General features: G+C 70.0%; 10 protein-coding genes. 7 read left to right on the top strand and 3 right to left on the bottom strand.

Annotation, left to right across the window (positions count from 1 at the left end):
- Positions 1-143 precede the first annotated feature (143 nt).
- Together AC5L3C_RS08070 and AC5L3C_RS08065 are read right to left on the bottom strand one after the other, a co-directional pair.
- Positions 144-1,673 carry a helix-turn-helix domain-containing protein gene (locus AC5L3C_RS08070; protein ID WP_493648003.1) on the bottom strand — a complete coding sequence of 510 codons (1,530 nt, stop codon included), beginning with the start codon at positions 1,671-1,673 and terminating at the stop codon, positions 144-146.
- Between the two features lie 64 nt (positions 1,674-1,737).
- A complete protein-coding gene (locus AC5L3C_RS08065) occupies positions 1,738-1,944 on the bottom strand; it encodes a DUF4236 domain-containing protein (RefSeq protein WP_493648001.1) in 207 nt (68 codons plus the stop codon).
- A gap of 311 nt (positions 1,945-2,255) precedes the next feature.
- Here AC5L3C_RS08065 and acnA point away from each other — a divergent pair, with 311 nt between their 5' ends.
- Positions 2,256-4,979: an aconitate hydratase AcnA gene (gene acnA / locus AC5L3C_RS08060; RefSeq protein WP_493648000.1), complete on the top strand. Its 2,724-nt coding sequence runs from the start codon at positions 2,256-2,258 to the stop codon at positions 4,977-4,979.
- 259 nt (positions 4,980-5,238) lie between these two features.
- Here acnA and AC5L3C_RS08055 read toward each other — a convergent pair whose 3' ends face one another.
- On the bottom strand, positions 5,239-6,231 hold the full coding sequence (locus AC5L3C_RS08055; RefSeq protein ID WP_493647999.1) for an acetylxylan esterase: 993 nt from the start codon (positions 6,229-6,231) through the stop codon (positions 5,239-5,241).
- A 251-nt stretch (positions 6,232-6,482) separates the two neighbouring features.
- On the opposite strand from AC5L3C_RS08055, the gene AC5L3C_RS08050 reads away from it, so the two are divergent.
- The 6 genes from AC5L3C_RS08050 (at position 6,483) to AC5L3C_RS08025 (ending at position 14,249) form a co-directional block, all read left to right on the top strand.
- The gene (locus tag AC5L3C_RS08050) at positions 6,483-7,475 is read left to right on the top strand and encodes an ABC transporter permease (RefSeq protein WP_493647997.1); all 993 of its coding nucleotides are present in this window, start codon (positions 6,483-6,485) and stop codon (positions 7,473-7,475) included.
- Positions 7,469-8,350, top strand: coding sequence for a carbohydrate ABC transporter permease (locus AC5L3C_RS08045; protein ID WP_493647995.1), 882 nt, complete (start codon positions 7,469-7,471; stop codon positions 8,348-8,350). Before AC5L3C_RS08050 ends, AC5L3C_RS08045 begins: the two co-directional genes overlap by 7 nt.
- Positions 8,351-8,426: 76 nt before the next feature.
- Positions 8,427-10,085: an ABC transporter substrate-binding protein gene (locus tag AC5L3C_RS08040; RefSeq protein WP_493647994.1), complete on the top strand. Its 1,659-nt coding sequence runs from the start codon at positions 8,427-8,429 to the stop codon at positions 10,083-10,085.
- Positions 10,082-11,599 carry a GH39 family glycosyl hydrolase gene (locus AC5L3C_RS08035; RefSeq protein WP_493647992.1) on the top strand — a complete coding sequence of 506 codons (1,518 nt, stop codon included), beginning with the start codon at positions 10,082-10,084 and terminating at the stop codon, positions 11,597-11,599. Before AC5L3C_RS08040 ends, AC5L3C_RS08035 begins: the two co-directional genes overlap by 4 nt.
- Entirely contained in the window at positions 11,596-12,279 is a 684-nt protein-coding gene (locus AC5L3C_RS08030) for a hypothetical protein (RefSeq protein WP_493647990.1), read from the top strand. The genes AC5L3C_RS08035 and AC5L3C_RS08030 overlap by 4 nt, the downstream gene beginning before the upstream one ends.
- Complete coding sequence (locus tag AC5L3C_RS08025; RefSeq protein WP_493647988.1) at positions 12,276-14,249, top strand: alpha-glucuronidase; 1,974 nt, start codon at positions 12,276-12,278, stop codon at positions 14,247-14,249. Before AC5L3C_RS08030 ends, AC5L3C_RS08025 begins: the two co-directional genes overlap by 4 nt.
- Positions 14,250-14,257 lie beyond the last annotated feature (8 nt).

Raw genomic sequence — 14,257 nt, 5'->3', positions numbered from 1 at the left:
CCGGGCAATCCGTCCCTCAGCCCGGCAGACTCCTGACTCGGCCCAAACGTCCCTGAGAAGTCCCACGGGCTAAGCCGAATCCCCTCCTGACCCGCATAAACACAGGTCAGGAGGGGTGTAGTGGCGTCAATTCTGACGGCTGCTCAGATGTCCCGGAAGATCTCGATCTGCGCCCCGATCGAGTTCAGCCGCTCCGCCAGGTCCTCGTAGCCGCGGTTGATGACGTACACGTTGCGGAGCACCGACGTGCCCTCCGCCGCCATCATCGCCAGCAGGACGACCACCGCCGGGCGCAGGGCCGGCGGGCACATCATCTCCGCGGCGCGCCAGCGGGTCGGGCCCTCGACCAGGACGCGGTGGGGGTCGAGGAGCTGGAGGCGGCCGCCGAGGCGGTTGAGGTCGGTCAGGTAGATGGCGCGGTTGTCGTAGACCCAGTCGTGGATCAGGGTCTTGCCCTGCGCCACCGCCGCGATCGCCGCGAAGAACGGGACGTTGTCGATGTTCAGGCCAGGGAACGGCATCGGGTGGATCTTGTCGATCGGCGCCTCCAGTTTGGAGGGGCGCACGGTGAGGTCCACCAGGCGCGTACGGCCGTTGTCGGCGAAGTACTCCGGGGTGCGGTCGTGGTCGAGGCCCATCTCCTCCAGGACCGCCAGCTCGATCTCCAGGAACTCGATCGGGACCCGGCGGACCGTCAGCTCCGACTCGGTCACGACGGCCGCGGCCACCAGGCTCATCGCCTCGACCGGGTCCTCGGAGGGGGAGTAGTCGACGTCCGCGTCGATCTTCGGCACGCCGTGCACGGTCAGCGTCGTCGTGCCGATGCCGTCGACCTTGACGCCGAGCGCCTCCAGGAAGAAGCACAGGTCCTGGACCATGTAGTTGGAGGACGCGTTGCGGATGACGGTGGTGCCGTCGTGTCGGGCGGCGGCCAGCAGCGCGTTCTCGGTGACGGTGTCGCCGCGCTCGGTCAGTACGATCGGCCGGTCGGGGGCGACGGAGCGGTCGACCACGGCGTGGTACTGGCCCTCGGTCGCGGCGATGTCCAGGCCGAACCGGCGCAGTGCGATCATGTGCGGTTCGACGGTGCGCGTGCCGAGGTCGCAGCCGCCGGCGTAGGGCAGCATGAAGCGGTCCATGCGGTGCAGCAGCGGGCCGAGGAACATGATGATGGAGCGGGTACGGCGGGCGGCGTCCGCGTCGATGGCCCCGAGGTCCAGCTCGGCCGGCGGCACGATCTCCAGGTCGACGCCGTCGTTGATCCAGCGGGTGCGTACGCCGATGGAGTTCAGCACCTCGAGGAGGCGGTAGACCTCTTCGATGCGGGCGACGCGGCGCAGCACCGTGCGGCCGCTGTTGAGCAGCGAGGCGCACAGCAGTGCCACGCACGCGTTCTTGCTCGTCTTCACGTCGATGGCGCCGGAGAGCCTGCGCCCGCCCACCACGCGCAGATGCATCGGGCCCGCGTAGCCGAGAGAGACGATCTCGCTGTCCAGCGCCTCGCCGATGCGGGCGATCATCTCAAGGCTGATGTTCTGGTTGCCGCGCTCGATGCGGTTGACGGCGCTCTGGCTGGTACCGAGCGCCTCGGCGAGCTGCGTCTGCGTCCAGCCGCGGTGTTGCCGGGCGTCGCGGATGAGCTTGCCGATGCGTACGAGGTAGTCGTCTGCCATGAGGTTGAGGCTATCTCAGATATGAGATGGCACCTCTCGGGGGGTCCATTCGGGTGATGCGACGTCAGTGTCCCCTGGCCCGACGGGTCCGAGTGGTCCGGCGCCATCCGAAAGGACCGGGCAAATCCATCGATGTCGTACGACGTCCCGTACTGCTGCGGGTGTACCGGGGGCCGTTCCCGCCTCCGGTGGTGAGGGACCACGACCGCTTGTTGATGTTCAGCCGCACCCCCGGAAGGATCCGAAAGCTCTTGCGAAACGTGAGGGGCATCCTTACGCCTCCCTGTCGGCCGTACCTGAATCTGACTTCGCCTCAGTCGGTTACCCCGCTTGGGCGTCCTGATGGCATCCGCGACGGGATGGCGGGAGGGTGGGGAGGGAGAGGAGGGCGCGCCGCGGTCCGGGCATGACCATTCCGGCCCGGTGTACTAGGATTATCTCGACATCGAGATATCTGCCGAGGCGCACCGCAGCCGCCACCCTGGTGAGGGTTACCTAACTTAGCCTTACCTTAGCGGATCGGCCAGGGCGGCGTGGCGGCAGGATGCGGTGGTAACGCGCACATCAATGAAGGAGACTGTCGTGTCGGCGAACAGCTTCGACGCCCGCAGCACGCTGCAGGTGGGCGACGAGTCGTACGAGATCTTCCGGCTGGACAAGGTCGAGGGCTCCGCGCGCCTTCCCTACAGCCTGAAGGTGCTGCTGGAGAACCTGCTCCGCACCGAGGACGGCGCGAACATCACCGCCGACCACATCCGCGCCCTGGGCGGCTGGGACTCCCAGGCCCAGCCGTCGCAGGAGATCCAGTTCACGCCGGCCCGCGTGATCATGCAGGACTTCACGGGTGTGCCGTGCGTCGTCGACCTCGCCACCATGCGGGAGGCCGTCAAGGAGCTCGGCGGTGACGCGGCGAAGATCAACCCGCTGGCGCCGGCCGAGCTGGTCATCGACCACTCCGTCATCGCCGACAAGTTCGGCACCAACGACGCCTTCAAGCAGAACGTCGACCTGGAGTACGGCCGCAACCGCGAGCGCTACCAGTTCCTGCGCTGGGGCCAGACCGCCTTCGACGAGTTCAAGGTCGTCCCGCCCGGCACCGGCATCGTCCACCAGGTGAACATCGAGCACCTGGCCCGCGTCGTCATGACCCGGGACGGCAAGGCCTACCCCGACACCCTGGTCGGCACCGACTCGCACACCACGATGGTCAACGGTCTCGGCGTCCTCGGCTGGGGCGTCGGCGGCATCGAGGCCGAGGCCGCCATGCTCGGCCAGCCGGTCTCCATGCTGATCCCGCGCGTCGTCGGCTTCAAGCTCACCGGTGAGCTCAAGCCCGGCACCACCGCCACCGACCTGGTGCTCACCATCACCGAGATGCTGCGCAAGCACGGCGTCGTCGGCAAGTTCGTCGAGTTCTACGGCGAGGGCGTCGCCGCCACCTCCCTGGCCAACCGCGCCACCATCGGCAACATGTCGCCGGAGTTCGGCTCCACCGCCGCGATCTTCCCGATCGACGACGAGACCCTGAACTACCTGCGCCTGACCGGCCGCAGCGAGCAGCAGGTCGCCCTGGTCGAGGCGTACGCCAAGGAGCAGGGCCTCTGGCTGGACCCGAAGGCCGAGCCGGACTTCTCCGAGAAGCTCGAGCTGGACCTGGCCACGGTCGTTCCGTCGATCGCCGGCCCGAAGCGCCCGCAGGACCGCATCGTCCTCGCCGACGCCAAGGCCCAGTTCGCCCAGGACGTGCGCAACTACGTCACCGACGGCGGCGACGTCGACGAGGCCAGCAAGGAGTCCTTCCCGGCCTCCGACGCCCCGGCCATCTCCAACGGCACCCCCTCCAACCCGGTCGAGGTCACCGCCGCCGACGGCACGACCTACACGCTGGACCACGGCGCGGTGACGGTCGCGGCCATCACCTCCTGCACCAACACCTCCAACCCCTACGTCATGGTCGCCGCCGCGCTGGTGGCCAAGAAGGCGGTGGAGAAGGGCCTGACCCGCAAGCCGTGGGTCAAGACCACCCTCGCCCCGGGCTCCAAGGTCGTCACCGACTACTTCGAGAAGGCGGGCCTGACCCCGTACCTCGACAAGGTCGGCTTCAACCTCGTCGGCTACGGCTGCACCACCTGCATCGGCAACTCCGGCCCGCTGCCGGAGGAGGTCTCCCGGGCCGTCAACGAGCACGACCTCGCGGTCACCTCGGTCCTCTCCGGCAACCGCAACTTCGAGGGCCGGATCAACCCCGACGTCAAGATGAACTACCTGGCGTCCCCGCCGCTGGTCGTCGCCTACGCCCTCGCCGGTTCCATGAAGGTGGACATCACCCGCGAGGCCCTCGGTTACGACCAGGACAACAACCCGGTCTTCCTCAAGGACATCTGGCCCACCGAGGCCGAGGTCAACGACGTCGTGGCCAACGCCATCGGCGAGGACATGTTCTCCAAGTCCTACTCCGACGTCTTCGCCGGTGACGCCCAGTGGCAGGCGCTGCCCATTCCGACCGGTGACACCTTCGAGTGGGACGCCGAGTCCACCTACGTGCGCAAGCCCCCGTACTTCGAGGGCATGGGCATGGAGCCGGCCCCGGTCGAGGACATCTCCGGCGCCCGCGTGCTGGCCAAGCTGGGCGACTCGGTCACCACCGACCACATCTCCCCGGCCGGTGCCATCAAGGCCGACACCCCGGCCGGCAAGTACCTCACGGAGCACGGCATCGAGCGCCGCGACTTCAACAGCTACGGCTCGCGCCGCGGCAACCACGAGGTCATGATCCGCGGCACCTTCGCCAACATCCGCCTGCGCAACCAGATCGCGCCGGGCACGGAGGGCGGCTACACCCGCGACTTCACCCAGGACGGCGGCCCGGTGTCGTTCATCTACGACGCCTCGCAGAACTACCAGGCCGCCGGCATCCCGCTGGTCGTCCTGGCCGGCAAGGAGTACGGCTCCGGCTCGTCCCGCGACTGGGCGGCCAAGGGCACCGCGCTGCTCGGCGTCAAGGCCGTCATCGCCGAGTCCTACGAGCGCATCCACCGCTCGAACCTCATCGGCATGGGCGTCCTGCCGCTGCAGTTCCCGGAGGGCCACACCGCCGAGTCCCTCGGCCTGACCGGTGAGGAGACCTTCTCCGTCTCCGGCGTCACCGCGCTCAACGAGGGCACCACCCCGCGCACGGTGAAGGTCACCACCGACACGGGCGTCGAGTTCGACGCGGTCGTCCGCATCGACACCCCCGGTGAGGCCGACTACTACCGCAACGGCGGCATCCTGCAGTACGTGCTGCGCAGCCTCATCCGCAAGTAAACGCCCGCGCAGGGCAGTTGAGGGCCGCATCCCCGGCACCGGGGAGTGCGGCCCTCGCCCTCGCCCCGGCACCGGGGAGTGCGGCCCTCGCCCTCGCCCCGGCGGCCCGGCGAGCGCCCGCCACCGTTTACAAACGGCGGTACGGGGCGCTACCGTCCCCTCACGGACGAGGTGGGAGCGCTCCCACCTGCGGCGGACCGGAACCCGCCGCAGCTGCCGCTGCCGCCTCGTCCGGCCCGCGGCCCCCGACCCGGCTCCGTCACCCGCCCAGCACCCGCCCCAGCCAGTCCAGTTGGCGCCGGACATGGACCGCGTCCCCGCCCTCGTGGCCGTTGAACGGGTAGGCGTGGAGCACCGTCTCCGGGGCCGCCAAGGACAGTTCGGCGTACCGGTTGAACGCCGCGTACGTGCCGCTGGGCGGGCAGACCGTGTCGCGCAGGCCGACCCCGAAGTGGGCCGGGGCGTGGGCGCGGCGGGCGAAGGAGATGCCCTCGACGTAGGACAGGGTGCGCCGGGCGGCCGTCTCGGCGCCCCGGTGGACCGAGAGATACGCGGTGATCTCGCCGTACGGGGGCAGATCGGTGAGGTCCAGGGCGCGGCGGATGCCGCACAGCAGCGGGGCGGTGACCAGGACTGCCGTCAGATCCGGTACGAGACCGGCCACCGCCAGCGCGAGCCCGCCGCCCTGGCTGTTGCCCACCGCCGCGACCCGGGAGGGGTCCACGCCCGGCAGGGTGCGCACGGCGGCCACCGCGCGCACCGCGTCGGTGATCAGCCGGCGGTAGTGGTAGTCCAGCGGGTCCAGCAGGCCGCGGACGGCCGGTCCGGGACCGCCCGGCGCGGTGGCGTGCGGATCGGGGGTGTCGCCGCCGCACCCGTACTGATCCCCCTGCCCCCGGTTGTCCATCAGCAGATGGGCGTATCCCGCGTTCACCCACGTCAGCCGCTCGTGCGGCAGCCCGCGTCCGCGTCCGTAGCCCGCGAACTCGACGACCGCGGGCAAGGGTTCGGCCGCTCCCGCCGGCCGGCTGAACCACGCGTGCACCGGGTCGCCCGCGAAGCCGCGGAAGGACACGTCCCAGGTCTCGGTCAGCCGCAGTCCGGTCTCCACCGGACGGGAGGAGACCAGGGGATCGCCCGCACCGGCGGTGTCCGTCAGGGTGCGTGCCCAGAACGTGTCGAAGTCGGGCGGTTCCTCGATGTCCGGGCGGTGGCGCGCCAGTTCCGCCGGGGGCAGGTCGAACGCGGGCACGGGCACCTCGCAGCGTCGCACGGACAGCGCGCCGATCGTTGCGGACGCGCACCTGAAAGTTCCGGGGACGTTAACAGATCTTGGCCGACTTCCACACCCTCGTGCGGTGGATCCACTCACCCTCGCACCGTCAGAAATCCCGTGCGCACCACCCATTGACACCTCCTGACGCTGCTCATAAGTTTCCGCGAAGTTATCGGTAAGAGCTCGAAAGTTTCGGTTCCGCGTCACAGGCACGGGAGGCCCGAGCAATGAGCACCTCCACCACGTCGGCTCCGCCTCCGGGCACGCAGGACCCGCCGCCGGCGAAGCCCCCGACCCGGCGTACGCGGTCGCCCGCCCGCACCGGCTGGCGGCGCGCGCTGCGCAGGGACTGGCAGCTGTACTCGCTGGCCGTGCTGCCGCTGCTGTTCTTCCTGGTGTTCCGCTATCTGCCGATGATCGGCAACGTGATCGCGTTCCGCCGGTTCGAGCCGGGCGGCTCGATCCTCGGCGAGTACTGGGTGGGACTGCGCTACGTCGAGATGTTCCTGTCCGACCCGACCTTCTGGCAGGTGTTCCGGAACACCCTGTGGATCGGCGGACTCACCCTCGTCTTCTGCTTCCCCGTCCCGATCGTGCTCGCCCTGCTGCTGAACGAGGTGCGCAGGAAGTCACTGAAGCGGTTCGTGCAGTCGGTGTCGTACCTTCCGCACTTCCTGTCCATCGTGATCGTCGCCGGCATCACGCTGCAGATGCTCGCCACGGACGGCCCCGTCAACCACGTCCTGGGCTGGTTCGGACACGACCCGGTCCGCTTCATCCAGGAACCCGACTGGTTCCGCACCATCTACGTCGGCTCGGAGATCTGGCAGACGGCCGGATGGGGCACGATCCTCTACCTCGCCGCGCTCACCACCATCGACGAGGACCTGTACGAGGCCGCCCGCATCGACGGCGCCAACCGCTGGCAGCAGATCTGGCATGTCACCCTGCCCGGCATCCGCCCCACCATGATCACGCTGCTGATCCTCAACATCGGCACGTTCATGGCCGTCGGTTTCGAGAAGGTCCTGTTGCTCTACAACCCGCTGACCTACCCGACCGCCGATGTGATCTCCACCTATCTCTACCGGACCGGCGTGGAGTCCAACAGCTTCAGCTACGCCGCCGCGATCGGCCTGTTCGAGGCGATCATCGGCCTGGTCCTGATCACCTCGGCCAACCAGCTCTCGCGCCGCACGGTGGGGACGAGCCTGTGGTGAGCGTCAACCGCCCGACCCGCGGCCACCGCGTCTTCCAGGGCGTCAACGGCGTGATCCTCACCCTCGTCGTCCTGGTGACGCTGTACCCCTTCGTCAACATCGTCGCCCGCTCGTTCAGCGGGGAGCGCGAGATCCGCTCCGGCGACGTGACGCTGTGGCCCAAGGGCTTCAACCTCACCACGTACGAGATCGTCTTCTCCGACTCGATGTTCTGGCGCAACTACGGCAACACCGTCTTCTACACGGTGGTCTCCACCGCCGTCGCCATGGTGCTGACCACCTGCTACGCCTACGTCCTGTCGAAGAAGAACCTCAAGGGGCGCGGCACACTGGTGGGCATCGCCGTCTTCACGATGTTCTTCACCGGCGGCCTCATCCCCAACTACGTGCTGATCACCAGCCTCGGCCTGAAGAACAGCGTGTGGGCGATCGCCCTGCCCAACGCGATCAGCGTCTTCAACCTCCTGGTGATGAAGGCCTTCTTCGAGAGCCTGCCGAACGAGCTGGAGGAGGCCGCCCAGATCGACGGCCTGAGCACCTACGGCACCCTGCTGCGGATCGTGCTGCCGCTGTCCAAGGCGGTCGTGGCGACCATGGTGCTCTTCTACTCGGTGTCCTTCTGGAACTCCTGGTTCTCGGCGTTCCTCTACATGGACCGCACCGAACTGATGCCGGTCACCGTCTATCTGCGCAACCTCCTCGCGGGGGCCACCGCGGGCACCGGGGCCGGCGCCACCACCGAGAACCTCACCCAGGTCGACGCGAACATCCAGTCCGTCACCATCGTGCTCACCTCGCTGCCGATCCTCTGCCTGTACCCGTTCGTGCAGCGCTACTTCGTCTCGGGCGTGATGCTCGGCGCGGTCAAGGGCTGACCGCCGTACCGCCCTTCCGCCCCGTCCCGCTCCTGCTCCCCCTCCTCGACCCGTCCATGTGACAAGGGAGTCCTCCGTGAAGAACACCGGCCAGCTCTCCCGGCGCCAGCTCCTCGGTGCCGCCGGATTCATCGGTCTCGCCGCACTCACCGGCTGCGGCAGCGGCGGTGACGGCGACGGCGCCAAGGACCTCTCCAAGAAGCGCCACGGCGCCATGAAGAACTACCGGGCCGGGCAGCAGTTCAAGGCCACCGAGCCGCTGACCTTCTCCATCCTGCACAACAACAACCCGACCTACCCGATGAAGGACGACTGGCTGTTCTGGAAGGAGGTCACCCGCCGCACCGGTGTCACGTTCAAGGCCACCCCCGTCCCGCTGAGCGACTACGAGAAGAAGCGCAGCCTCCTCATCGGCGCCGGCGACGCCCCGTACCTCATCCCGAAGACCTACCCGGGCGCGGAGAACGCCTTCGTCTCCTCGGGCGCGATCGTCCCGGTCAGCGAGTACGTGGAGCTGATGCCGAACTTCCGGGACAAGATCAGGAGATGGAACCTCCAGCCGGAGGTCGACTCACTGCGCCAGACCGACGGCAACTACTACCTGCTGCCCGGACTGCACGAGAAGGTCAGGCAGCAGTACTCGCTGTCCTTGCGCACCGACGTCCTCGAGCGGCACGGCCTGAGCCTGCCCACCACCTGGGACGAGGTGTACACGACCCTCAAGGCCCTCAAGGAGGAGTACCCCGACCGCTACCCGCTCACCGACCGCTGGAGCAACAACACCCCCTTCCCCGCCGGGGCGCTGTTCCAGTACCTCGGCCAGGCGCACGGCGTCCGGGCCGGCTGGTCGTACCTGAACACCAGCTGGGACGCCAAGGCGCAGAAGTTCGTCTTCACCGGCGCCACGGACGCCTTCCGCCAGGTCGTCGAGTATCTGCGCAAGCTGGTCGCCGAGAAGCTCATGGACCCCGAGAGCTTCACCCAGACCGACGAGGAGGCGGTCCGCAAGCTGCTGGCGGAGAAGTCCTTCGCGATCAGCGCCAACCCCCAGGAGCTGGTGCAGAACTACCGCTACAACCTCGAGAAGCAGGTCAAGGGCGCCACCATCGAGATGATCCCGGTGCCGGTCGGCCCCGCCGGTCCCGTCGTCCTCGGCGGCGGCCGCATGGAGAACGGCATGATGATCTCCAGCAAGGCGCTGGAGGGCGACGACTTCGTCGCCCTGATGCAGTTCGTGGACTGGCTCTGGTACTCCGACGCCGGCCAGGAGCTGTGCAAGTGGGGCGTGGAGAACACCACGTTCACCCGCTCCGGGCCCGGCGGATACGAACTCGAGCCCGGTATCAGCCTCATGGGCTCCGACCCGGACGCCCCCAAGGACCTGCAGAAGGACTTCGGCTTCCACAACGGCGTGTTCGCCTACGGCGGCAGCTGGGCCCTGGTCTCCTCCTCGTTCAGCCCCGACGAGAAGAAGTTCACCGACGCCATGGCCGAACGCACACCGCTGCCCACCGACCCGCCGCACCCGCTGCGCGCCGAGGAACAGGAGCAGGCGACCCTCTGGGACACCCCGCTGAAGGACCACGTCACCCAGAACTCCCTCCAGTTCGTCCTCGGCAAGCGCCCGCTGTCCGAATGGGACGACTACATCCAGGAGTTGAAGGCCAAGAACATGGACCGGTTCATCGACCTGCACAACCAGGCCCACGAGCGGTTCAAGAAGGACAACGCATGATCCACGTTCCCGCACAGCCCGACGGCCCGCTCTCCGACGCCTGGCGGCGCTGCGTCGGCACCGGCCGCCTCGACCTCGCGCTGCGCCGCGACTACCAGGACTCCCTCGCGCTCCTCCAGCGCGACATCGGCTTCCGGTATCTGCGCGGCCACGGCCTGCTCAGCGACGGCATGGGCATCCACCACACCTACGAGTGGCAGGGCGCCCGCCGCACCCACCACTCCTTCACCTACCTCGACCAGGTGCTCGACGCCTGCCTCGGCCTCGGTGTCCGCCCCTTCCTCGAACTGGGCTTCATGCCCGCCGCACTGGCCTCGGGACAGCAGACGGTCTTCTGGTGGCAGGGCAACGTCACCCCGCCGGCCGACGAGAAGGAGTGGGCCGCCCTGGTCCGCGCCGTCCTCACCCATCTCATCGACCGCTACGGCGCCGAGGAGGTGCGCACGTGGCCCGTCGAGGTGTGGAACGAGCCCAACCTGCCCGCCTTCTGGCTGAACGCCGACGAACCGGCCTACCACCGGCTGTACGAGACCACCGCGCACGCCGTCAAGGAGGTGGACGCCGGCCTGCTGGTGGGCGGCCCGGCCGTCTCACCCGGCGCCGACGGCTGGCTGGAGCGGTTCGCGGACTTCGCCGAACGGCGGGACGTACCCGTCGACTTCGTCTCCCGGCACGCCTACAGCTCCGGACCCACCCAGCAGGTCCCCTTCGGCGTCCACCAGACCCTGACCCCGGCGAGCGGCCTCCTCGACCAGTTCGCCGAACCGCGCCGGACCCTGAAGGGCACCCGGCTGGAGGGCCTGCCCGTCCACATCACCGAGTTCAACTCCTCCTACCGCCCCGACAACGCCGTCCACGACACCGCCTTCCACGCCGCCTACCTGGCCCCCGTGGTGGCGGCCGGCGGCGACCACGCCGACTCCTTCTCCTACTGGACGTTCAGCGACGTCTTCGAGGAGACCGGCATCCCGACCGCGCTGTTCCACGGCGGCTTCGGCCTGCTCACCCACCGCCAGGTGCGCAAACCCACCTACCACCTGTACGCCTTCATGGCCCGCCTGGGCGAGCAGCGCCTCGCGCGCGGCGAGAACCACCTGGTGACCCGCCACGCCGACGGCCGGATCGCCGTCCTCGCCTGGGCCCCCGTCGACCCGACGGGGGAGACCGACGGCCCGGACCGGCACACCCTGCGGCTGTCCCTCCCGGTCGGCACCGCACCGCGCGGCACGGCGTTCGTCCGCCGCTCCAGCGTCGACGAGGAGCGCGGCAACGCCTACACCGCCTGGCGGCACATGGGCAGCCCGCGCTCCCCGCGGCCCGGACAGCTGGACGTGCTGCACGAGGCGTCCGAACCGGCCCGCGCCCACCAGCGGCTGACCGTCGAGGACGGCCGCGTCGACCTCTCCCTCACCCTGGCCCGCCACGAGATCACCCTCGTCGAGCTGACCCCGGTCGACGACGAGACCCCGCCCTGGTGGGACGAGCGGCGGCTGCTCGGCCGGGAGGTGCCGTGAGCACCGCACGGGCCGACACCTTCGGCACCGGCCCGCTCTCCCGCGCCGCCGCCCTGATCCACACCCTCGTCGTCGTCGAGGCCCTGCTGCTGCTTACCGCGGCGCCGGGCCTCGCCGGCCTGCTCCTGCTCGCGCCGGACCCCGCCAACCTGCCCCTCGCCGCCTGCTGCCTGCTGCCCCTGGGCCCCGCCGCCTGCGCCGCCCTCTACGCCCTGCACCACCGCGGCGCCGACCTCACCGCACTCCACCCCTCCCGCGCCTTCCTGCGCGGCTGGCGGCTCGGCGCCCTGCCCGCCCTGAAACTGTGGGTCCCGCTGCTGGCCTGGCTCACGGTGATCGCGTTCACCCTCACCCACTTCGCCGCCACCGGACTGCCCGGCTGGTGGGCGGCCCTGGTCGCGCTGACCGGCACCGCCTCCCTGCTCTGGGGCGCGCACGCCCTGGTGCTCACCGCCCTGTTCACCTTCCGGGCCCGCGACACCGCCCGCCTCGCCGCGTACTTCCTGTTCCGGCACCCTCGCGCCACCCTCGGCGCGCTCTCCCTGCTGATCCTGACGGCCGCCGGCACCGCCCTGCTCACCGAGGCGCTGCCCGCCCTCCTCGCCGCCCCGCTGCTGCTCTCCCTGCTGAGCGGCAGCCGTCCCCTGATCGCCGAGACCCGGGAGGACTTCACCGCATGACCGGCACGACGTACCCGGGTGACTTCGACCCCGCCTGGCTGCCGGCGGCCGCGTTCCGGGCGGTCGGCGGCCGCCGCACGCTGATCCGCGCCGGCGACACCCCCTACGCGGACACGGTGCACGGCGAACTGGCCGCCGCCTGCGAGCGGTTCGGCGGCCGGGTCGCGCGGGACGGCGCCCGCGGGGACGCCGAGCTGGTCCTCGAAGCGGCCGGCGGACCCGACGACGACGAGAGCTTCACGCTCGAACGCCGGGACGGCGTCACGACCGTCACCGCGCCCTGCGGGCGCGGACTGCTGTACGGCTTCTTCCACGTCGTACGGCTCGGGGAGGACGCCTTCGCCGGTGAGCGGCCCCGCGAGGAACACCGCCCGGCCTGCGCCACGCGCATGCTCGACCACTGGGACAACGTCGCCGTGCACCCCGTCATGGGCCAGGTCGAACGCGGCTACGCGGGCGGCTCGCTGTTCTGGGCCGACGGACGGGCACGCGGCGACCTGGACCGCGTACGGGCCTACGGCAGACTGCTCGCCGCGTGCGGGGTCAACGCCGTCGCCGTCAACAACGTCAACGTGCACGCGACCGAGGCGCGCCTGCTCACCGACCGCATCGGTGACGTGGCCGCGATCGCCGGCGCGCTGCGCCCCTACGGCATCCGCACCCATCTGTCGGTCACCTTCGCCGCGCCGGCGGTGCTGGGCGGCCTGCCCACCGCCGACCCGCTGGACGAGGCGGTGCGCGCCTGGTGGGCGGAGGCGACCCGCCGGGTGTACGAGGAGATCGGCGACTTCGGCGGGTACGTCGTGAAGGCCGACTCCGAGGGGCAGCCCGGCCCGTTCGCCCACGGCCGCTCGCACGCCGACGGCGCCAACATGCTGGCCGCCGCGCTGGAGCCGTACGGCGGCACGGTGCACTGGCGGGCCTTCGTCTACGACCACCGCCAGGACTGGCGCGACCGGAGCACCGACCGTGCCCGCGCCGCCCACGACCATTTCACCCCGCTGGACGGCGCGTTCGCGCCCAACGCGGTGCTCCAGGTCAAGCACGGGCCGGTGGACTTCCAGGTGCGCGAACCGGTCTCGCCGCTGATCGGCGCCATGCCGGACACCCGGCTCGCGGTGGAGATGCAGGTCACGCAGGAGTACACCGGGCAGCAGCGGCACGTGTGCTGGCTGGGCCCGATGTGGAGCGAGGTCCTGCGGTTCCGGCCGGACGGCGAGATGAGCACCGGGCGGCTGGCGGACGCTCTGGTGGGCGTGTCCAACGCCGGTGACGACCCCTTCTGGACCGGACACCCGCTCGCCCAGGCCAACCTCTACACCTTCGGGCGGCTGGCCTGGGACCCGGCGGCGGATCCGCGGGCGGTCCTCGACGAGTGGATCGCGCTCACCCATCCGGGCGCCGGGGAACGGCTGGCCGAGGGGCTGCACGCGGTGCTGGACGGCTCCTGGGCGACGTACGAGAAGTACACCGCGCCGCTCGGCGTGGGCTTCATGGTGCAGCCGGGCCACCACTACGGGCCGAGCGTGGACGGCTACGAGTACAGCCCCTGGGGCACCTACCACTTCGCCGACCGGGACGGCGTCGGCGTCGACCGCAGCACGGCGACCGGCACCGGGTACGCCGGGCAGTACGCCGCACCCTGGGCCGAGGTGTACGAGTCCCCGGAGACCTGTCCCGACGAACTGCTGCTGTTCTTCCACCATGTGCCGTACGGCCATGTGCTGCGCGGCGGCAGGACGGTGATCCAGCACATCTACGACACCCACTTCGAGGGGGTCGAGGAGGCCGAGGAGGCCCGCCGGGTGTGGGCGGGCCTCGCGGACCTGGTGGAACCGGCGCGCCACGCCCGCGTGGCCGAGCGGTTCGAGGAGCAGCTGCGCAGCGCCCGTGAGTGGCGCGACCAGATCAACAGCTACTTCCTGCGCAAGTCCGGCGTACCGGACGAGCGGGGGCGGACCATCCACTGACGAAAGGG

The sequence above is a fragment of the Streptomyces speibonae genome (assembly GCF_984686075.1).
The sequence above is the reverse complement of the archived record's forward strand: the minus strand, read 5'-3'. Positions and strand labels throughout refer to the sequence as shown.